The sequence below is a fragment of the Desulfovibrio gilichinskyi genome, from assembly GCF_900177375.1.
Lineage (GTDB): Bacteria > Desulfobacterota > Desulfovibrionia > Desulfovibrionales > Desulfovibrionaceae > Maridesulfovibrio > Maridesulfovibrio gilichinskyi.
On sequence record NZ_FWZU01000002.1, the window covers coordinates 774,042 to 795,595 of the forward strand.

Consider the following 21,554-nt stretch of genomic DNA (forward strand, 5'->3'; position numbering starts at 1 on the left):
TCTTTATTAGCTTAGAGTAGATAAAAGGCGGCCGCGCCGGATTCCGGCGCGGCTCCGATAAAGGGATAAGGTGCGGGATATGAGGGAAGCATCACGGGACAGGCTGAAAGCGTTTTTGACGCTGCTGCCGTCAATCATTTTGATCGGGATATTTGTTTATGGTTTTATAGGAAATACCATTTGGATATCCATGACAGACTGGGGTGGAGACGGAGCTTTAGCTCTGAATCCTGAGCTGAATTTTGTCGGGCTGGACAACTATCTGGATCTGTTTACAGGATTTTTATCCAGCGGTTTCAGGCAGGATCTTGTCAATGCAGTCTATTATTCCGTCATGCTTCTGGCAGGGGCTATCGGTATCGGCATGTTTATAGCCATACTGCTGGACCAGAAACCTAAGGGTGAAGATGTCCTTAGAACAATTTTTCTTTATCCAATGTCTCTGTCGTTTATCGTTTCCGGTACTATTTGGAGGTGGCTCTTGGCTCCGCAAGGCGGGGTAAACGTTTTACCAACCTATCTGGGACTGCCTCCGCTTACTTTTGATTGGACATCAAGTACTAAAGCGGTGCTTGAATTCAACTGGCAGAATCTGCTGCAAATATTTTTATACATAGTTGCCTTTACGCTTATACTCGTGGGCTTGTGGGCACTTAAGAAGCGTCCGCGCCGTGCAATCAGATTCTGGCTCGGCCCCGGTGTTGCTATCGGTGCTTTTGCGTGGCTTGGCGGAAGTATGCTTCCACAGGCTCTTTTTATGGAAGAAACACACGGGTTCAATCTGGCTACACTCGGGATAATCATGGCTACAATCTGGCAATATTCAGGCTACACTATGGCACTTTATTTAGCCGGATTTCATGGTATTTCTCAGGATTTACGGGACGCGGCAATGCTTGATGGTGCCAGCAGCACTTCTTATTACCGCCATGTTGCCATTCCAATGCTGAAGCCCATAACTATCAGCGCGGTGATCATTTTATCTCACATCTCACTTAAGATGTTTGATATTATTTTCGCCATGACCGGACCGGACAACGCTCAGACCGGGCATCCTGCACTTACCATGTATATGACAACTTTCAGGGCTAACGACTTTGCCAAAGGGGCGGCTATCGCCATTGTTCTGTTCATGGTCGCAGCCATGTTCATTGTTCCTTACGTGGTCAGCCAGTACAGACAGAGGACTAGAGGATAGAAAAATGAGCACTACTTCAACTGCAACAGCAAACAGAATAACACCCGGTTCGATTTTATTGTACGGCGTACTTATTTTGCTGGCACTTTTTTTCCTTATGCCCGCATACATGGCCGTTGTTACGGCTCTTAAGCCTCCTTCTGAGATTAATTTATCAACAGCTTGGGAGTTTCCATCCCATTTTCACTGGTCCAGTTTTTCCGATGCGTTTACTCTGCTGAAATCAAATATTGTAAGTTCTGTGATTCTGACAGTTTGCGCAACAACACTTTCAACGGTGTTAGGCTCTTTAAACGGCTATGTATTTTCAAAATGGAAGTTCAAAGGCAGTGAATTAATTTTCACATTGTTCCTGTTCGGGATGTTTATTCCTTATCAGGTAATTTTGATTCCCCTTTTTCAGACACTCAGGGCTATGAATTTATACGGAGGACTCCCCGGATTGATTCTGGCTCATGTTGTTTACGGGCTGCCGATTACGTCGCTTATTTTCAGAAACTTCTATACACAAATTCCGACAGCTTTGATTGAATCTGCAAGGCTGGACGGAGCCGGGTTCTTTTCAATTTACACCCGCATTGTTTTTCCGCTTTCAATTCCTGGATTTGTTGTAACAAGCTTATGGCAGGTAACTCAGGTCTGGAATGAATTTCTTTGGGGGATATGTCTTACCCGTCATGCGGATAATCCAATTACAGTCGGACTGGCTCAACTTGCAGGCGGACAGGCCGTGAGCTGGAACCTTCCTATGGCAGGTTCTATAATGGCTGCTGCTCCTGTTCTGGCGATTTATATCTTTTTAGGCCGGTACTTTATTCGCGGACTGCTGGCAGGTTCTGTTAAGGAATAACGGCATGTGAGGCTACGCTTTGTAAGGAAGTTTAATAACAAAGCTAGTCCATTTTCCTTGTTCGGAGAACACTTCCATGGACCCTTTATGCCGGTCCGTTATGATAAAGTACGATACGGAGAGGCCAAGGCCCGTTCCTTGTCCGGCAGGCTTCGTTGTATAGAATGGCTCAAGAATACGCTTTCTGGTTTCTTCGTTCATACCTGGGCCATTGTCGGTAATCTCAATAAAAGCCATGTCTCCTGATTTGTGCAGTTTAAGCAAAAATTGAGGATTTTCGCCAACATAAATTTTTTCTGACATAGCTTCAGCTCCGTTTTTCAGGAGGTTAAGCAGTACCTGCTGAATCTCATTGCCGTCACATTGTATTTCAGGAATGACGGGATCGTAGTCCCTGATTATTTTTATTTGTTTGAAATCATAATTGTTTTTGATGTTGTAATCATTCATGACCAGTTTAAGTGAACTCTCCAGCAGATCCCGTAGGTTATGATAGGATAGTTGTTTTTCGCTTTTACGGCTGAAACTCAGCATATCCTGCACAATGTTTGCGGCACGCAGTCCGGATTGATGTATCCCTGCAATAAGTTTCATGCAGTTTCTGGCTTCAGCGTACTTTTTAATATTTTCAAAAGAAACTTCACACTCGTTCGCAATTTCGATGTTTTTTTGGGAATTTTTACTTAATCTATTTTTAAGATTTTGCGCAGAACCTAGTATTGCGGCTAGCGGGTTGTTTATTTCATGAGCCATTCCGGCGGCAAGACCGCCAACAGACATCATTTTTTCAGATTGAACCATCAATTGTTCAAGGTTGAAGCGTTCAGTTACATCGTCAATGCGGATAACGGCTCCTTCGATAACATTTGTTATCAACGGATAAATTATAATATCCTCGTAACGTGTCTTTCCGTTTACCAGATATGGAACTCGTTGTTCTTTTTTGGGTTTGCGGGATTTAAGGCTTTCCTTAACACTTTCCATTACCGATTTCATCCGCGGCTGTACGTTTATAAGAAATTTACCCTGCGCTGATTGCGGGGATACTCCTGTAGTTATTTCAGCAGTTCTATTCCACAAAATAACTTTGCCTTCATAGTCGACACCTACAAGCATTGAGGGCATCGAATCGATTATATTTGATAAATAGCTGCGTAGTTTATCCAGTTCTTTCAGAGCCTGTTTGCGCTCTGTGATATCACGAGCCATTCCAAGCACTCCTGAAAGATTTCCATCCGCGTCCAATATGGGGGTTTTAATTGTTTCAAGATCTTCAGTATGTCCGTCACTGTTGTATGTAAGGGTCTCCTCGTTGACTGACGGTATTTTAGCATTCATAGCTTTTAAATCGTGTGCTCTGAAAAAATCAGCCAAATCTTTATCTACGAAATCATAATCAGTTTTACCTACAATTTCTGCTTCACTGGCTCCATATAATCTCTCGAATCTTTGGTTGCAGAAAACATAAACTCCGTTTGTATCTTTAAACCACACAAGCTCGGGCATGGTTTCGAGCAATATTCGCAAATGAGCCATGCTGACTTGCAATGCTTTATTTATATTTTCTACTTTTTCTTTCTCTTTCAGTAAATTATCAGCATCATGTTTTCTTTCTGAAACATCTATCACCGAACCTTCATGAATGATCATACTGTCTTGTGTAGTTGTTTCTCTGGCATTCATACAAACAAATATTTCAGTATTATCTTTTCGCTTCATTCTGAATTCAAGATTAGTGATTTTGCCATATTCATCTAATGTCTCGAGTATTTTTTTACGGTCGGAATCTACTGCATGCATGTCTTTTACAACATTATTAACACTAGCAATCATATCTTTTGGAGATTCATAACCGAACATTGCAGCCAAAGCATAGTTGGCAGAAATTAGTTTTCCTTCTCTGGTTACTTGGAAAAGACCTTCTGTCGCGTTGTCAAAAATAGAGCGGTATTTTAATTCCGAGATGCTAAGTATTTTCCTCAATAGCCTGAGTTCTATTATTTTTTTAGTCAGCACAAAAATAAGAATTGATAAAGTTGCAAAAATTAGAAGTGCTAACCATACCAGCCAGTGGTATTCCTGATAGAATGAAAACGGTTTGTTGATGAGTGTGGACTCCGACGGGAGCGTTGATAGCGGTATATTGTGCTTCCTCATTGCTTTCCAATCAAAAATAAAGGAATTTGTGCCTGTTTTTACAACCGGAATATATTTAGGAGCTTCTCCGGATAAAACACGTCTTGCAATTTTGCTCATTGTAACACCTTGACGATACCCGCTGATTACTTTTCCTCCAATTACTCCATCTATCAGGTTGAATCTATATAGACAGTATACAGGGACAGGGCTGTCCTGCGTTAGCATTGAGCCTAGTTTTTCAAAAGTGAAATATCTATCTTCGCGGTCTGAAAAGTATACACCAAGCAAGACTACACTGCCTTGTTTCAACGACTGAATTTTATTCTTCAATTCATTAATAGACATGTTCGTATTATATTTGATGCTGACTTTGTTTTTAAAAGGCATAAGATTTTTAGCTATATTAGCTTGGCATGCCCGTCCGGATTTGAGGTCGTCATTAACAACAAATATTTCTTTTGTGGCTGGGAGCTGGTTAAGAATTGTCTCAACAGTGTCTTTTGAAGAAGTTATTTCTGCAACACCGGTAAAATTTGATGTGCCGGAAAGCATTTCATCAGAAAAATCATTAATACCGCAAAAGATGACTGGAATATTCGGGAAAATTATTGGTCCATTTTTGCGCATAAAATCAAAAGCATTGGTGTCGGATGTAAGTATGAGCGATATTGGTGTGTTTTGGTATTTATCTTTGTATAATTCTTCCAGTTTTAAATAGTATCCATCACTGTGATTCCTTTTTGTATCCATATATTCAATATGTAAAATAAGATTTTCAAACGGAGGAGTTAACAGGGTGTCACGAATAGCTTTATCAATGTTTGAAACCCAAGACATCCCTGCATGGTATGAATGTAATACAAGTACGTGCTTGGTTTCTGCCGCATATGCAGGAGCTGACAGCGCAGTAAGTAAAGTAAAAAATATGACTGTGCTGCACCGCAGTATCTGACTATAGTGGAATGTAAAGTTTTTAATTCGTGATGTTATTATAAAAAAATTATTCACTCATAACTCCACTGGTCGAGCGGGCCACTTTGGATTGGTGAGAATTAAATAACTATTTAACCGGAATAAAAGTAATATGTTATGTCAGTGAACAATGTGCTGATAATATTTTGTAATAATTATATTTTTTAATACAATAAATTACAAACAGTAAATCCTGCCGAGTTTTGTTATATTAACAGGATTTACTGTTTGTCGTTAATTATTTTTACAACTTAAACGGAGTTAAACTCTCAAAGCCGTCTTCGGTAATGACTATTGTCTGTTCGAACTGGGCGGAGAGGGAGCCGTCTTTTGTTACGGCTGTCCATTTATCATCCAGAATTTGTATTTCTTTACCGCCGATGTTTATCATCGGTTCAATGGTAAATGTCATTCCCGGTACGAGGGGAACATTGCCCCAGCTGGAACGGAAGTGCGGAATGTTCGGAGCTTCGTGGAAGTCGAGTCCCACACCATGTCCCAGATATTCGCGCACAACTGAGCATCCTTGTTCTTCTGCATAGGTCTGAATGGCAGAGGATATATCATTTACTAAGTTTCCTGGCTTGGCCTGTTGCAGACCCAAGCGCAGACATTCGCGCGTTACATCAACAATTTTGCGTGCTTCAGGCGAAGGTTCCCCGACAAAGAAAGTCTGGTTGCAATCAGCGTAGTAACCATCGAGTATGCTTGTAATATCTACATTGACGATGTCACCGTCTTTAAGAGTGTAGTCACCGGGAATTCCGTGACAAATAACCTCGTTTGGAGAGATACAAACGCTCTTTGGAAAGCCGTGATAGTTTAACGGAGCTGGTATTGCCCCGTTTTTAACGGTGAACTCGTGCACTATCTGATTGATTTCATCGGTTTTCACACCAGGTCTGATCATATCTTTGATTGCATCAAAGGTTTGCATAACCAGTTTACCGGCGCGGCGAATACCTTCTATTTGTTCCGGTGTTTTCAAGCGGATATTATATCGTTTGAGAAAGGTCTCAGGCAAATTAAGTTTTTCCGCATTTTCAGTACCCATACAGCACTTCTTATATTTTTTACCGCTACCGCATGGACATGGATCGTTGCGGCCTGTTTTGACGTTCATCAATAATCTCCTGATATATATTTATGGCGGAAGTTCCCGCCGGAAGTTAGAAATTTTGACAAAAAAAGCCACGATTGAAAAGCTTTATCGTAAATAATCAGATTGTTTTATTTTATAAAAAATTTAGAGCGATTCGAGAATGATTGATCAGAGTGTAAACTGCTCAACGATCAAATTTTAAGATTAAAAGACTGTTATTTTTAAATAAATAAAATTATTTGTTATAGTTAACATATATTATAATGTTTTTAAGTGTGAAGTATGAATATTTAGTATATTTTTAATTTTTGAACCTAAAGAAATGTTAAGAGTGGGCCGATTATATAGAGTATAAACCAGTGTAAGAGGAGGTTGTTATGAGAATCGGCTCAAGTGGAAGCAATATAAGTTTTTCGAGTCTGAATGTCGCCAATGCGGCTAAAGAAAAAACAGAGGAAACAGTTCAATCAAGTTCAGAAGACTCTTCAAAAACAGCTGTTGATGAAAAAAAAGTTAGTTCCCCACCAAGGTTGGAACGTCTTAATCTGCTTGCACGCAGTTTTGTTCATCAAGAACAAGAAGAAGATGAAGATAATTATAGTTTAAAAAATTTAAAAGCCAGCCAAGCGAATAGCAGTATGATGTCTAAATATAATCTGATTATAAATGGAATTGTCGACTATAGGTTGGATCGAACAGAGTCATTAATGGAAGAGGGTCTGTCGATTGGAGATGCCAAAGCAATAGCACGCATCGAAGCATCAAAATTCGGTAAACAAGCACATGAAAAAGTAGTTGATGATGTTAATGAAGAGCATCTGGAAGAAGAAGCTAAGGAAGCTAAAGAAGACACTGAAAAACGTACTGAAGAAGTAGTAGAGAAGAAACAGGAAGAAAAGAAGACAGAAGCTAAGGAAGCCGAAGCAAAGGATGCTGAACCGAAGACTGATTCTAATATTGCAGATGCGAAGGTTTCAGAAAGCAACCCTGAGACTGTGAATCCTGCTCAGGCTGTTCAAAGTGGAGTTGAAGCAGGTTCCAGTGAATCCGTAGCGGCTGGGGCTGCCGGAGTCGAAGCTGGGGCTGCCACTGCTAAAGGTTCTGCTTCTGAGAATACGGCTAGCAGGTCAACTAGTGCGGGAACTAGTAAAAAAGTTGATGTATTAGTTTAGATGAATAATTGCGGCTTGTACTTAGAGATCTATATATTATAGTAACTATAGTATTATATAAACTGAGGCTGTTATGAAAATAGGATCAAGTGGAAGCAATATAAGTTTTTCGAGCCTGAATGTCTCAAATGTGACTAAAGAGAAAACAGAAGAAACTGTTCAGTCAAATCCTGAAGATCCTTCTAAGACTGCAGTTGAAGAGAAATCAGTTAGCACTTCTCGTAGGCCTGAACGTCTTAATCTGCTTGCAGGCAGCTTTGTTCATCAGGAAGCTGACAATACAAAATATAGTACGATTAATTTAAAAAGTCTTAGGCTTGAAAATACTCTTATGACTAATTTTACTAATGTAATTAAAGGCGTGATGGCATATAGGTCCGCGGAAACCGAAAAGCTTATAGCTGCGGGTAAAGAATGGTTTGTTGCTAAAGATATGGCATTTTCAGATGTAAAAACGATTGCTACTGACGCGCCTGGTAAAATGTTAGGACAAGCAACAGGTAAGGAAGTCACAGAAGAATCAAAAGAAATAAAAGAAGACACTGAAAAACGTACTGAAGAAGTTATAGAGAAAAAACAGGAAGAAAAGAAGACAGAAGCTAAAGAAGCCGAAGCAAAGGATGCTGAACCAAAGACTGACCCTAATAATGCAGATGCGAAGGTTTCAGAAAGCAACCCTGAGACTGTGAATCCTGCTCAGGCAGTTCAAAGTGGAGTTGAAGCAGGTTCCAGTGAATCCGTAGCGGCTGGGGCTGCCGGAGTCGAAGCTGGTACTTCTGTTTCGAAAGATGCCACTCCCGCGGGCACGGCGAGCAGGTCAGGTCGTGTCGTAATTGGTGAAAAAGTAGATGTGCTGGTTTAGGTGAATAATTGCTGTCTGTATTTAGATATCTAAGTAAAAGAAGCTTATGACATATTCATATTGGGCTGTTTCTGGTTATGGTGAAAAACCGTTGAGGTGCTTTGGTTTTCTTTTATTTACATGCTTTGTAATCCCGTTTTTTCTTTCATCATTTTTTTCAGCAGAATCAATTTCGTGGCAGTATTTCTTTCCAATAGTTGATCTTGGAGGAGTGCCTGTTGACACTGGATCATGTGTGCAAGATGTACATGCGGTGCCAGTTCTTGCTAAACTCGTGAAGGTATTTCTTAAGTTTTTAATGACAATTAATGCTGCTTTGCTCGCATTTGCCGTTAGAAACAAGCTTAGAAGATAATTTTTAAAAACACCGTAGATTTAACAAACACTCTACGGTGTTTTGTTATGATTAATTACAATTAAACTATGCTCGCCATAGCCTTTCTAAATCCAATGCTGCTTCACTTCCTTTTTTTCCTTTTTTCTTTAAAGTTTTTGCGCCTAAATTTTCGACAAGAAATGTGGCCATTTCTTTCTGAGTTTCGGCAGGAAGTTCGTTTTCAGTTATGTATTTAACACATTTTTCCAGTACATTGTTGAGCTGGCTTTTGTTGGTAAGTACATACGCTTTGAAATCTTTCATAACAGCTTGAGGGTCTAGCTTTTTGATTATATCTTTAGTCTCTCTGTACAGTTCAAAATATCCATATCCACTGGATGTTTTTGCTCCGAACCCTTCTTCACAAGCAAGTTGCCAGTGTGCTGCCACCTGTTTTCGGTATTCTATATTCTTGTTTTCATCATTCTGGCAAATAAATGCGAAGGTAAAGGAGATTCCTTCTGGAACCACTGCGAATTCAACCGGAACTGGTTCTTCTATATCCGGTGAGGTTCCATACCCTTTTTCGTTTGAATTACCTTTGGTATGATGAGGCGTAATTACGTCAAGATCCAACAACAAAGAGTTTTTTTTAGTCAGCGGAACAGGGAAGGCATCCAGGAATATCACTTCTCCGTTACTGCCCTCATCCCCTCCATAAATCTCATTTATGAGTTTAAGCTGTTTCGTCTTATCCTCCTCTGGACTTTCTTTTGCCTCCATCATTGCAATCGCCTTGCAGGCTCCCTTTACAGAAGATCCTGGAATATATGGAACGCCGTAAGTATGGTGCAGTGAAAAGCCCACATGCATTGCTGCTCCGTAGCTGAGTCCCGATATAAATCTTGATCCGGTTTTGGCTTCAAGTTTAAGTGCACCGGTTTCTTCAAGATACTTAAGCCATTTTTGATTGTAAAAAATGTCATAAATATTTCTGAAATTATCATCCTGAACTGATCTGGTCAGAGCATCCAGCACAGTTCTCTTATCTCCTATATAGCCATTGTTTTCGGGCTTGCCGATTGAAAGAGAGGCGTTTCCCGGCTTTTCTAAGATAAGAGCGTGCAATCCCAGTTTATGAATTAGCAGTGATGGATGAACAGCTTGAAGATCAATTTTCATCGCTCACCTCATTTTTAGCTTTTCCAGTCTCTTTTTTGGGTATGATAGCTTTAGCCATGCGTTTCAGCCACGCTGTGTACGCCACAGCTTCAGCCGTTGCATGGCGTAAATTGTTACTGCATATTTTGTAGGCTTCCTCAGGATAATCAGTGAGTTGTTTACCCGTCTGACTTTTCTGTAGTTTTTTTTGAGTCGAAGCAAGGTATTCAACAAGTTCTTTGCCGATAAGATAGCGGTCATTTTGTTCGTTACCGCTGTTGTCTGTTTTTGACTTCTCAAGGAGAAAAATTAAAGTTTGCGAAAGCCCGTTAATTTTTATTTTTGCCGGTAATCCTTCAAGTTCTGTTCTGATGTCTGCCGCTTTCTCTTTCTTTTTTGCTTTTTCTTTCTCAGTCTCACTATAGGTGGCTTTATGCTCGTTGATAAAATCAAAAGCTCTTTTAGACAATGTGTTGTCTCTACTCTCCATGACTTTCTCCTTTTTCAATAGGAGTTATTTCCATTAACCCGTGTCCGGTGGACTCGTTGCCGCCAACTTGAAAGAGCTGAGGCTTGGTCTTCATTATCTTTGCGGAATATTGGCCGGGGATAGCCGAATTATCTTCTTTGTAAGGCGGGCTTTCAAGCAACTGTCCGAAAAATATGCTTTCTGCCGGAACAAATTCTTCATACCAGAGGTTGTCAGACTGTTTAGTTTTACTGAGCTTATTATGGGCGCGTATTTCCATGGCATTGGATGCGAACCATTCAAATGTTTCATCAGAAACAAGGGCCAGTCTGCTTTTTAAGTAATCAGGGACTCCGTATGACGGCAAATTAAGTTCTTCTGATTCAGCCTTTAGCTTGATGTCCTCAAGGTACACTTCGTTTATGGCTGCCAATGCAGATGATTTGATTGTGTTATCATCTATGTCTGTTATTTTAAATGGTTTGATTTCTTGTTTTGCCAAGGTTTCATTAAATCTGCTTAACTGAAGCGGGCAGGTGATTATAAAAAATGTTCGGGCGCTTGCTCTTACAGGAATATAAAGCACCTGTGCGTCAACGAAACCTAGTAATCCCGCACCATTTTTATCTGCTTTTTCTGAATCTGGACCGAAAGCCGCTGTTACTTCAGCATCATCCCACTTTTCATTGCAAGTATTGTTTTTACTGCGCTGGCAAATATTTCTCCAGACTCCTTTAAGAGAGGTTGCCGGGATGAACGGGAAATTGGTATACCGTTCACGGACAACGGGTCGGTCTATGCCGTCACCGGATTCAGTCGCGCCGCAATGCAGAGGTGTTACAGCTCTATATATAAGTATTTTTGAATCAGTAAACATGACTACTCCTGACTGTTTGAAATAGGGTTGCCGAGCAGGCAGAGGCCGAAACCTTGCGCTCTTAAGAAATCATTATCGCCGATAACTTGTCCGTTCAGTTTGATTATTTTTTCCAGTTGATCAGCTTTTGCCTTGAAGTGGTATACACTGCCAGCCGGAACAAAACCTCTCGCGGGCCTTTGTTGTCTTTTATGGATGTCATATCCACCGAGATAAAAAGGCTTGCCGACGGCTGCCGTCAATAATGTTGCTTTTACATTTCCGGCACTGCTCTTGATAATACACTCTTTGTTGCTGTCTGATTCGGGTCTCCAGCCTCCATCGAAATATGCCGGAGTTGCTATGTAGATACGAAATGATACATAGCCCTCTTTGTCTGGCGTGATGGTGTTAATGGATGCGTCAGGCCATCTCAGATCTGAAGTAGCCACTGAACCGCAGCGGCGTTCACCGGCTACAGCAAGAGAACCCTGCGTGTCAGTGATGATATCCTTAAGAATTTGAAGAGAAGTACTGTCATTGCTCCCCCATTTGCAGAGCAAGCGGGCATTGCGTTTGCTGTTCATTCTGACATGTTTCAGCGAAAACAGGATGGCATCTTTTCCCGCGTTGGTCTCCGGATTTATACCCACATTGGTGCGGAGTTCCGGGGTCCAGAGCTCGTCCTGCGGGTAAATATCTTTGTTCAGTTCGAGTGATATCTCTTCTTCTGAATTTAGATAACGGGTCAGCGAAGACGCACTTATCCACATTATGTTTGTGGATTTAGGCAGTTTTTTACCTTCCGGTGGAATTAAAAGGTGCTCCAGATCCAGACTTGATGTTGAGGAGTTGTTTTTTATGATCCTAAAAGTTGAAATGGTATATTCGCCGTTCTTTCCACTTTTCACATAACCGTCTAGCGGCATCGGGAACATTATTTGTCCGTCAACTACCGGTAGAGGTCCTTTTTGGAACAGATCTCCGGCAGATTCTGTGTCTCCGAACCATTTTGGCCAGCCCGGATCCATCTTATTACGTCCAAGTGCCGCAAAGTTTTGGGTTACGAAAATCCCTCCTCTCATTGCCCCGAACATTACCGACGGAGGGGGAGGAAAGATTGAATCAACTGCATGTGCTTCATTGACTCCGAAGCTGCGACCGTCTCGACAGAATATTGTATCAAGAGGTGCTATTTCTACAAACATTGCATTCTCCAGATGTTGCGAAGAGTTATCAGGGTTGACGCTATAAAGGTCGGAGCATTGTTGCGGAAATCCGTCCTGTCGTTATTTCCGATTGGAGTTATGTCTCCTCGGTTGCGGAGTGTATTCTCTGCATCAATTGCTTCGTAGAATTCATTTAGTCTTTCCTGAACCTGCTTAATTTCCTCGTCTTTGGTTGCCCTGTTAGTGGCTATTCTGCCCATGACGATTGACTTTATGAGTTCTGGATCATTGCTGTCGCCTTTCTCCATAATGGAAAGATCTCGGAGAAGGTCATGCATAGATTTTGATGATATTTTTTTGGTGTCAAAAAGATCCCGCATGCCGGGTAACTTTTTGTCGTCATCTTCGCTAACATCTTTTACGTTTCCGTCTATCCATTCATTCAGTTTCCATCCACTCGTTTCAGTTGGTAGAACTGTGGCACTGACTTCACTGCCGCCTTTGTAAACGGTAATCGCAAGGGCATCTTTCTCTTCGGCCTTGGCTTTTCCATTCAAGGTTACTTCGGCGTTATCCAGCAGGCGGTGCAGCGGATAGCTATCCGGAGCAAAAAGCAGGGCAACGCTGAGTGTTGCTTTGATTGGATGGTTGTCTTCGTCTGTGTATGTGATCCCGCCGAGTTTCTCACGATAAATACGTCTAAGCTCACAGGCTGCATTGATTGCAGTGTCAACGGGCATTACCGCGAGTACATCGTCCCCGCCTGCATAGATTATCCGGCCGCAGACATTTTCGCCTTCTATTGTGGCAAAGGCTTGTTCTGAAAAATCCTTCAGAGCATTGCTGAGTATTCTTAGCGATTGTTCATTCTTGCAGGCATCTACAAAACGGCCCATAGAGTCGCCGTCGGCGGATAATAGAGCGTAATGTCCGGGAGGTGTTCCTGCGCCTATTTCCTCAGTATAATCGGTTAAATCTCGTCTTTCTTCTGCTATAGGGTCTGACTGAGTATTTTTATTTTCTTTAATATTTTCATTAGCAAAATCTGTTTTGCGGAAACATTGTGCTTCGCAGGTCAGTAGCTTTTCAAATATATCATCTGGTAGATTACAGCCTTTCTTCATTTCAGAAAGGGCCGGAATTACATCTCTAGTAACTTCGTTGAATTCAATATCGTCGCTTTTTTTAAGGTCAGACCATTTATCAAAAAATGCTTCGAAAACATCAGCCTTAAAGTCATCGTTTTCCGATTTTTCAATAATTCTCTTACGCCACATGGCTGTAGCTACTGCACAGGTTGAGGGGAAATGGTGCGTATCTTCATCAGTGCGAGCCTTTACGCGTTTAGCAAGACCTATAGCTGAAAATCGTTCACCCTTTCGGGCAAGCTTACTGGCGTTGCGCAGTTCGCGTCCTTCGTGGTCTCGAATACATTTACGGGAAAGCTTAAGCCACCAATCTTTTGTAAACTGGTCAGGGTTTTTATCGGAAGGAGGTTGTGGTGCCAGTGCAGACAGGTTGGTTTGCAAGGTACATTTCATACCAGGTTCTTCCTGCTGATAGAACATGCGGGTTCGCTTAGCAGCATCAAACCTTTGATTAAGCTTGATAAGCGAGTTTTCAAATGAAGAACCCAGCTCAACGGCACTCCACACAGTTTCAAGGAATCCCGAAGTCTGTCTGGCTATGACTGTATTTAACAGGTCGTTGTCTATTGATAGCTTTTGAGATTTTACAGCCGCGGCAATCTGGTCATAAAAATCTTGTTTGATGTCGTCAATAATTTGTTTGGCCAGTTCTGACGGTTCGGAATCGGTTTTCAGAACCATAACATTGGGCATGTTCGCCTTTGATCTGTTGGCAGGCAGAACAGGATAAATAAGCTTGTCGCCGAGTTTACCAGCCGCTTCTTTCATGAGGTCACTGAGCATGCAGCTTCCTGAACAGAGGTCTTCCAGTTTGCGTGCGGCAGTAATGAATCCGTGGACAGGTCCGAATCCTATTTTAATGAGATAGGGCATTATTCATCACCCCCGCTGAAGCTGACTGATTTCGGGAAGTGTTTTTTTAAAACTCGATTACCTGCCTCTTCATCGATATTTTTCAGGACCATGCGTTTGTTAAATATCAGGGCAGCAGGGTAGAACGTGTCGTTGATTTTCAATGGTCGCAGGTGGATATGCGAGGTCATTCGCTCTGTTGAGATCGGTTTATCCTTGTCGTCTGTGAACTTGGTTGGTGCTTTTATGTCCTTAAACGGCAATCCCCAGAAGGCTTTTTGATCTCCCTTAAGGTCCTCGCGAATTAATTTCCAGCGTTGCGCAAACCAGTTAAGAGGTGCGTTGCTGTCATTTAGTCTAATATCATCGCTATATCTAAGTTCGAAGGGGATGGCTGGATTTTCACCGAGACCAAGTTCAGTACTGATAACTTTCCAAAGCTCAGCTAGAGGTAGTTTTTCCAGCTCTTGAAAACCCTGAAGTACGGTTTCTGCATTCTGCTGTTCTTTTATTCCAAGAAATTTCATGCACCCTCCTGCTCTGGTAGAGCGGGAGCCTATGGAACCAAAGGTTATCCAGAGAATGGAGTAAGCAACGAGTTTTTTCAAATCTTCCTTTTGCTCTGGCCGACAGCTTAGTTCTATGGTGAACTTACTTCCTTTAGAGAGACATTTTTGCCCCACACGGTTGCTTTCATTTTTGCTTTTAGTTTTTGCGGTTGATGGAGCAGCAAAAAACCAGAGATATCCCACGCAAGCCCGATATTGCGGATCCGTCCACCAATCTTCGGTTTCACTGCGGTTGACTATCAGTTTTTTTTTCCTGAATCTGACAGGAGATTGCCCCGTATCCGTTGAACCTAATAATTTAGCAACGTTCTCTTGGCTCATTCCACAGGCCTGCATCCACCAGCGGATTTGTCCACGGATTGAGGTCTCCCGCAGCTCCGCAGCATTGCTGACTGAAGTGTTTGAGCTGACACCGCCTCCGAAGCAGGGAGTGATGAATTCAGCTGATAATTCAACTTTGATTCTCGGCATGTTTATCCTTTAGTTGATAAAATGGTCATGTTTATCTAATTAAATATAGGACAAAAGTTTTATAGTTTGTTATCCCTCCGAGATTGCATACAATATCCGGTTGCGTTATACAAGGATGGTTTTAAAATAATATAAGTATTTGGAGGGGAAATTATGGCAAAGAAAACAAAGTTTTGGAAGTATTTGATTAATGAAAGTGAATTAGTAGGAATTTTATTGATTGTTTTTGTTCCAGTGTCCTTTTTACTTTCCAACTGGGATAGTTTCGAATTTAATAAAAATTTTCTAACTCAGACATGGAACATTTTTGAACCTATAGTAGGGTCTATTACTTTAGGCGTAGCTATTGTTTTGTATGTGGCAAATTTGAGAGAAGCGTGGGAGGAAGACTTACCAAAGTTGCTTACTGCGGAGTTTCGCTGTAACGATGATGGAAGCCTGATCATGAGGGCAGACAATGTTCCATTTGCTGAAGAGAGCGATATCCGAGCTTGGGGGCAGCAGCTTGGAGCTCAGATGAGTGGAGCCAACAGAGGATTAAAATATTTTAGAATTGAAACAAGTGAACGGATTAGTGAGTCCGGTGACTATAAGGAATACAAAATAGTATTTTTCCTGCGAGAAATTCCCGAAGAGGTCCGTGCGCATTATGATAATGGAGAGTTCGTCAATATCCGTGATAAGGATGGTAAGCTTGACCTTTTTATTGAGGAAAGGTGTTAATGCTAACAATGTTCGAGTGATTTCTATTTTGAATAGTGCTTTTTGTAATTGACTAAAATTCTTGATAAAATTGTTGTTTCTGATTATATTTATAAAAAAGGCTGGCGCAAGTTAGTTAATTCAATGGGTTGGAGCCCATTTTAGGCCGTTTTTGAGGTGTAAAAAAGTCGAAAAAGAGTCCAAAATAAATCGCCAGCGTATTTGCCCTTCTTAGACCGCATGGTTAAAGGGCTCCCAGAGGGTGCTGTATAAATGGGCTCCGCCAATTGAGGCATTAAGACCTGAGTAACATCCGCACTGGAGCGGTTCGCTATTGTATAAATGGGCTCCGCCAATTGCGGCATTAAGACGTGCTACTTGTATAAACTGGTACAGACGTAAAACGACCAGTATAAATGGGCTCCGCCAATTGAGGCATTAAGACTTTCATTGTTACCTTTTGAGCAAATGAGCGAGTTGGTATAAATGGGCTCCGCCAATTGAGGCATTAAGACTCTTGTGCCTTATCCATCCTTATCCATTCAAGAGCATTTTTGTATAAATGGGCTCCGCCAATTGAGGCATTTGAAACAAGCTTTGCTTAATTGCGAAGCTTGTTTTTTTTATTTTGTAAGGCTCTGCATCTATTGCGAAATGGTGTTAGAGGTCGTATAGTTTGCGTCTTCTGATAATTTTTATTTGTATAAGGAAATTTAGCATGCATATTCCGGTTCGCCAGTTTCGTTTTTCCTTTGTTTTAACCCGCTCGGTACAATGCTCTGTTTATCATGGCAGTGCAGTCCGCGGATTGATTCTGGCAGCCGTCTTTGGCGATTATGCTACGCCTAAAAGTAATGCACATAATTTACCTGTGGGCATGGTTCCTGTTGTTTGCGAGTTCGGAAGAATGAAGATGGCGGCAGGGGAGGTTTATACCTTTGGCATTAATTGCGTCGGGGATAGTGCTGATGAATTAGCAGAAAATATGGTTGAGTTGGCAGAAAGATTTACAGAAATAGGGCAACGCAGTCTTGATTCTTGGGAAGAAAATCCTCCTGTTTTTGGTGGTAATTTTCATGATCTGAAAATGACAGAATTGCCTGTTGCCTCTGCTTATAATGAGGATGGAGATTTGCAGTGCGGGATACATGAGGGGGAGGTTACAGTTCAATTTGTGTCTCCGCTGAAAATGCGTAGCCCTGATGAATTTAGTGAGCGATTTCCCCTGCAAGGAAATCGCTGTTTTGTTGTGAAGCATTTTTTCAAACAGCTTTGGAGTCATGTTAACAAAGTTTCTCCACTCAAACCATTATCAGAGATGGCAGATTTAGATGGTGTGGAGATATTGGATAAACAATTTGTGCAGATTGAGACTCCTTTGCGGGGTAATCACAGTGTTCCGGTAAATAAGCATAAGCGTAAAACAATTGAAGGCGTGCAAGGGCATGTTGCTTTCGCCAATGTACCTGAAGAATGGCGTGTTTTGCTGTGGTACGGGCAATATGTTCATGTGGGCGGCAATAAGGCTTATGGATGTGGGCGTTATGTGTTGCGAGGGGCTGAGGACCATACCTTTGCATGCCGTGGAGTTTTATAAATAGGATTTTCCGTCTGCTAGGAGGGGAGGATCATGGGGAAAAAAAATGAATTTTATAAATATTTCAAAAAAGAAAGTAGGTTGGTTGGTGTGCTGTTGCTTTTTTTTATTCCATTTTCTCTTTTGCTGTCTGACTGGGAAAATTTTGATTTGAGCAAGGAATTTCTGACTAAAAATTGGAATATATTTGAACCTATAGTGGGAATATTGACCTTGATTGTAGCTTTGGCCTTGTTTGTGGTTAATAAGCGTAAATCGTGGGAAGACAGCTTGCCAAAGGTTCTGACTGCCGAATTTGTGTATGCAAAGGATGGTAGTTTGCTTATGAAAGCTGAACGTTTTCCTGTTGCCAGTGAAGGTGATCTACGGGCGTGGGGACAGCAGCTTGGAGCACAGATTTTGTTTGGTGAGCGTTCGTTTCAATATTTTAAGCTCCGCACAAGCAGTAGTGTTAATGATGACGGACTTTCGAAGGATTACGTAGTCATTTTCTATTTGGAGGATATTCCAAGATTGCTCAAACCCGTGCATGAAGTAAATGAATGGGTATTGCTGAAGGAAGATGGAAATGGAAAGGTTTGCAGGACACGTCTTTCTTTCAATTCTTCATCTGATGAAGGGAAGCCGTTTGAGCGTTTTATAGAGGAGAGGCCGAAAGGGGAAGTCTTTAAAAATCAAAAAATATTTGTAAAAGAGGGAAATTTGATTTCCTGATCATTTGTGAAGATTTGTTCTATTTGCATGGATTTGAACTCTAAAAAAGTAAATCAAATTATTTAACATTTACTAAAAGATAGGATTGAACCACAGCCACAAAAAGGATATATCAAAAATAACAACACCCCATCTGATCACATAAAAACATCAGGAATTAAGATGGATAACTACGATAAAGATATTGAAATTATTCGTATGGAACTAAATACGATTGATGAATCCATTAAATCGAAACGTGGTACTTTAAAAATAATTATTAATACTTTTATTATAATGAACTCTGGGCTATTTTTCCTCCTTTTTAAGTACATCGGAAAAACCAGTTCATCCCACACATTAATTCTATCAATTTTTTCTTATTTAAACTTTGTTGCAATCTGGGCCCTAATATCATTAGCTTCTCGCAAACTAGCTGAACTATATTCTTTAATGTATTATCAGAATAGAATTAGACGAAAAATAATTAAAGCGATAAATAATACTAACTGGGCTAATACAAAAGAACTCGCCCTAGACTATCTACAAAATAACAAACCCGTAATCCCAAAAACATTAATTTATTTTGTTCCGTATATTTTAGCGCTCTACAACTTCTCGTTACTGATGAGTTTTAACATATTATTATACTATAAAAATGAAGATTATTGTATCTGGGGCTTGTTAGCAATAATGATGGGTATCATCGTATTTTACCCCAATGTTTGCACTAGATTTTGGATAAGAACTGTCCCAATTTGGGGAAGTATTAAATTTAGTGAGGTAGATAAAAAAATAAGATCACTACATAAAAATCGCAAAAAAAGAAAAAAGAAAACACAAGCAAAAGTTTTTAAAACAATACTTATATCATTTTTTGTAATATATGTAACACTGTGGTTGTATAAATTAATAAATAAAGATAATTTTATAAATTACACATTAAACTCTCACCTTATACAATCAGTAATGGTCTCTATCTTTGTGATTTTTGTAATTATTAGGCTAGATTATGAAATCTTAATTAACACTAACAACTCACCGCTTAAGCCACTATACAGTAAAACTGAGTCCCTTTTAAAAAAAATATACCTTAAATATTTTCAACATGTTTTATATCAAAAAGAAAATACTATATTTGCCATATACTATACATCTGTCTTTATTGCTGTAAGCATCTAGAATCGTTATATCTAAAAGGATCTACTCTTTTTACTCCAAAATCTGCCGCATGTTTTAAGTTACTGACCAATTCACAGCCGTATACATAAAAAAGCATTGGGATTTGGCAGGTTACACACAGTGTCTATTCGAATCATTATATTGTGATATGATTACAGGTAGTTATTGGGTTGAACTATAAAGCGGATACTAAAAATACTTGAGTGATTTCTATTTTGAATAGTGCCTTTTGTAATCGGCTAAAATTCTTGATAAAATTGTTGTTTTTGATTATATTTATAAAAATCGCTAGCTCAAGTTAACGAATTCAATGGGTTGGAGTCCATTTTAGGCCGTTTTTGAGGTGTAAAAAAGTCGAAAAAGAGTCCAAAATAAATCGCCAGCGTATTTGCCCTTCTTAGACCGCATGGTTAAAGGGCTCCCAGAGGGTGCTGTATAAATGGGCTCCGCCAATTGAGGCATTAAGACAAGCTCTCCCGAAAGCAAATACGCAAACAGATAAAAGTATAAATGGGCTCCGCCAATTGAGGCATTAAGACCTGTCGTCTGGATTCTCCGTCGGTGGTTTCACTTCTGGTATAAATGGGCTCCGCCAATTGAGGCATTAAGACACATATCAGCCTCTGTCAGCTTAACTAAAGCAGCGTATAAATGGGCTCCGCCAATTGAGGCATTAAGACCAAACATCCGAGAGATGCGTGTCGAATGGCTCTTGTAAGTATAAATGGGCTCCGCCAATTGAGGCATTAAGACCAAACATCCGAGAGATGCGTGTCGAATGGCTCTTGTAAGTATAAATGGGCTCCGCCAATTGAGATGGGCAATGCAATAAAAAAAGCTGTGATAGTTATCACAGCTTTTTTTATTGCAATATTTTTGTTTCAGTATCTGTTTTGACTTATCTTTTTTTGGCCATTGCAGCTCTGAACGATTGCTCTAAAATTATACGAGGTAATGGCTTGCGGAGTTGTTTTTTGAGGCTTGTTGCTAGCGGTTTTTTCAAGGATTGAAATATAATACCTTCTTTACTTAAAATATCCCACAGAATGTAGTGCTTAGAGTTTTTTTTAACTTCATAATTAAGGAGTTTTTTTGGTTTTTCTCTTAGATGCATTTGCACCTCATATTTTGTCTTTTCGTGTCGGCGTTGTAACTCGGAATTGAATTCCAGCCTAGGAAATAACATTAATCGAGCAGGATTTGATTGTTTTCCTTTTGCTTCAGGAGTAGCTGCCTGACTCCCAACTTGTTGGCCATACTGACGAATGTCAGCTTCTCCCGTAAGAGGCACATTTTCAATTCTCATTACTATCTCTTCGCCTAAAAAAAATGTGATGTTCATATATTTTTTAAATGATTGGTGCCAGTCTTTTACTGTTGTAAAAAGTGTAAATACAAGAGCAGCAAAGGAGATAAAAGCAGATGAAATAAATGATGCGCTGAACATATCCTTTTCTATCTGCTTATTTATTTTGAACATATATGCTAGCAGTGCTGCGAGTGCTAGTACTGTGAAAAATATAGGAATGCGGTATCGTTTTGTTGTGAATCTTAAATATTTTAAAGAACTGATACTGAAACCAACTATTAAATTCTTTGCGTGGTTCCAGAAATGATAAAAAAAACAATTAGAACATTTGCATTTTTCTTTATCTTCATAATTGCTAATATCGTTCATTATTTTGTCCTTTGAAAATGTACATTATTAATCAATGTATATGTACTTTAGGGGAAGAAAAAATATTGTTAACTGTCTATCTAGGATCATGATTAAAAATCTGCACAATTCCGGTTACCGGAGAGTCATACGAAAGTGACTTAGCCAAACCATGCATGTGATGTGCTATAGATAGATACATCCAGACCGGAGCACGTCCGGTTAGTACTATGTTATTTCCTTTTCCTGCCTGTTTTTCAGCTTGCTTGCAATAATCGTTTATTGCATCAAGCTTGGCTGTTTCTTCAAATATATTTCCAAGATGATCCTGCCACACTTTTCTGGACAGTGAGTTAAGCCACAAAAATATTTTCCTGACAGTTGGTTTCAAATTCAGCAGGTGACTTCCAGCCATTG

General features: G+C 40.3%; 18 protein-coding genes and 1 CRISPR repeat array. Of the genes, 8 read left to right on the forward strand and 10 right to left on the reverse strand.

What is annotated here, in order from left to right; all coding sequences use genetic code 11:
* Nucleotides 1-79 precede the first annotated feature (79 nt).
* Nucleotides 80-1,198 carry a carbohydrate ABC transporter permease gene (locus tag B9N78_RS08445; protein WP_085101173.1) on the forward strand — a complete coding sequence of 373 codons (1,119 nt, stop codon included), beginning with the start codon at nt 80-82 and terminating at the stop codon, nt 1,196-1,198.
* Between the two features lie 4 nt (nt 1,199-1,202).
* Nucleotides 1,203-2,048, forward strand: a complete 846-nt coding sequence (locus tag B9N78_RS08450) for a carbohydrate ABC transporter permease (RefSeq protein WP_085101176.1) — start codon at nt 1,203-1,205, stop codon at nt 2,046-2,048.
* Nucleotides 2,049-2,060: 12 nt separating this feature from the next.
* On the opposite strand, the gene B9N78_RS08455 is transcribed toward B9N78_RS08450, so the two are convergent.
* Nucleotides 2,061-5,195: an ABC transporter substrate binding protein gene (locus B9N78_RS08455; protein ID WP_245805499.1), complete on the reverse strand. Its 3,135-nt coding sequence runs from the start codon at nt 5,193-5,195 to the stop codon at nt 2,061-2,063.
* Between the two features lie 208 nt (nt 5,196-5,403).
* Nucleotides 5,404-6,282: a type I methionyl aminopeptidase gene (map, locus tag B9N78_RS08460; protein WP_085101179.1), complete on the reverse strand. Its 879-nt coding sequence runs from the start codon at nt 6,280-6,282 to the stop codon at nt 5,404-5,406.
* Between the two features lie 356 nt (nt 6,283-6,638).
* Here map and B9N78_RS08465 point away from each other — a divergent pair, with 356 nt between their 5' ends.
* A complete protein-coding gene (locus tag B9N78_RS08465) occupies nt 6,639-7,433 on the forward strand; it encodes a hypothetical protein (RefSeq protein WP_085101182.1) in 795 nt (264 codons plus the stop codon).
* Nucleotides 7,434-7,506: 73 nt separating this feature from the next.
* Nucleotides 7,507-8,295 (forward strand): hypothetical protein, encoded by a 789-nt coding sequence (locus tag B9N78_RS08470; protein WP_085101185.1) that lies wholly within the window; start codon nt 7,507-7,509, stop codon nt 8,293-8,295.
* A gap of 421 nt (nt 8,296-8,716) precedes the next feature.
* Here B9N78_RS08470 and cmr6 read toward each other — a convergent pair whose 3' ends face one another.
* Genes cmr6 through cmr1 form a run of 6 tightly spaced genes read right to left on the reverse strand, consistent with a single transcriptional unit; the run spans nt 8,717 to nt 15,306 of the window.
* Nucleotides 8,717-9,793: a type III-B CRISPR module RAMP protein Cmr6 gene (gene cmr6, locus B9N78_RS08480; protein ID WP_085101191.1), complete on the reverse strand. Its 1,077-nt coding sequence runs from the start codon at nt 9,791-9,793 to the stop codon at nt 8,717-8,719.
* Nucleotides 9,783-10,262 (reverse strand): type III-B CRISPR module-associated protein Cmr5, encoded by a 480-nt coding sequence (cmr5, locus tag B9N78_RS08485; protein WP_085101194.1) that lies wholly within the window; start codon nt 10,260-10,262, stop codon nt 9,783-9,785. The genes cmr6 and cmr5 overlap by 11 nt, the downstream gene beginning before the upstream one ends.
* Nucleotides 10,252-11,118 (reverse strand): type III-B CRISPR module RAMP protein Cmr4, encoded by an 867-nt coding sequence (cmr4, locus tag B9N78_RS08490; RefSeq protein ID WP_085101197.1) that lies wholly within the window; start codon nt 11,116-11,118, stop codon nt 10,252-10,254. The genes cmr5 and cmr4 overlap by 11 nt, the downstream gene beginning before the upstream one ends.
* 2 nt (nt 11,119-11,120) lie before the next feature.
* Nucleotides 11,121-12,305 (reverse strand): type III-B CRISPR module-associated Cmr3 family protein, encoded by a 1,185-nt coding sequence (locus B9N78_RS08495; protein WP_085101200.1) that lies wholly within the window; start codon nt 12,303-12,305, stop codon nt 11,121-11,123.
* Nucleotides 12,296-14,287 (reverse strand): type III-B CRISPR-associated protein Cas10/Cmr2, encoded by a 1,992-nt coding sequence (cas10, locus tag B9N78_RS08500; protein WP_085101203.1) that lies wholly within the window; start codon nt 14,285-14,287, stop codon nt 12,296-12,298. The genes B9N78_RS08495 and cas10 overlap by 10 nt, the downstream gene beginning before the upstream one ends.
* On the reverse strand, nt 14,287-15,306 hold the full coding sequence (gene cmr1, locus B9N78_RS08505) for a type III-B CRISPR module RAMP protein Cmr1 (protein WP_085101206.1): 1,020 nt from the start codon (nt 15,304-15,306) through the stop codon (nt 14,287-14,289). Before cmr1 ends, cas10 begins: the two co-directional genes overlap by 1 nt.
* Nucleotides 15,307-15,459: 153 nt before the next feature.
* Here cmr1 and B9N78_RS08510 point away from each other — a divergent pair, with 153 nt between their 5' ends.
* The 4 genes from B9N78_RS08510 to B9N78_RS08525 all read left to right on the forward strand — a co-directional run bounded on the left by B9N78_RS08510 (nt 15,460) and on the right by B9N78_RS08525 (nt 19,480).
* Nucleotides 15,460-16,029 (forward strand): hypothetical protein, encoded by a 570-nt coding sequence (locus B9N78_RS08510; RefSeq protein WP_085101209.1) that lies wholly within the window; start codon nt 15,460-15,462, stop codon nt 16,027-16,029.
* A gap of 697 nt (nt 16,030-16,726) precedes the next feature.
* The gene (gene cas6, locus B9N78_RS08515) at nt 16,727-17,605 is read left to right on the forward strand and encodes a CRISPR system precrRNA processing endoribonuclease RAMP protein Cas6 (RefSeq protein WP_085101212.1); all 879 of its coding nucleotides are present in this window, start codon (nt 16,727-16,729) and stop codon (nt 17,603-17,605) included.
* A gap of 33 nt (nt 17,606-17,638) precedes the next feature.
* Nucleotides 17,639-18,319 carry a hypothetical protein gene (locus B9N78_RS08520; protein WP_085101214.1) on the forward strand — a complete coding sequence of 227 codons (681 nt, stop codon included), beginning with the start codon at nt 17,639-17,641 and terminating at the stop codon, nt 18,317-18,319.
* Nucleotides 18,320-18,481: 162 nt separating this feature from the next.
* The gene (locus B9N78_RS08525; protein ID WP_085101215.1) at nt 18,482-19,480 is read left to right on the forward strand and encodes a hypothetical protein; all 999 of its coding nucleotides are present in this window, start codon (nt 18,482-18,484) and stop codon (nt 19,478-19,480) included.
* 433 nt (nt 19,481-19,913) lie between these two features.
* Nucleotides 19,914-20,233: direct repeats of the CRISPR family, unit length 35 nt; unit sequence GTATAAATGGGCTCCGCCAATTGAGGCATTAAGAC.
* 145 nt (nt 20,234-20,378) lie between these two features.
* On the opposite strand, the gene B9N78_RS08530 is transcribed toward B9N78_RS08525, so the two are convergent.
* Both B9N78_RS08530 and B9N78_RS08535 read right to left on the reverse strand, forming a co-directional pair.
* Nucleotides 20,379-21,158, reverse strand: a complete 780-nt coding sequence (locus B9N78_RS08530) for a hypothetical protein (protein ID WP_085101218.1) — start codon at nt 21,156-21,158, stop codon at nt 20,379-20,381.
* A gap of 76 nt (nt 21,159-21,234) precedes the next feature.
* Nucleotides 21,235-21,554, reverse strand: a 320-nt coding sequence (locus B9N78_RS08535) for a CRISPR-associated protein Csx3 (RefSeq protein ID WP_085101221.1), incomplete at its 5' end; no start/stop codon positions are given.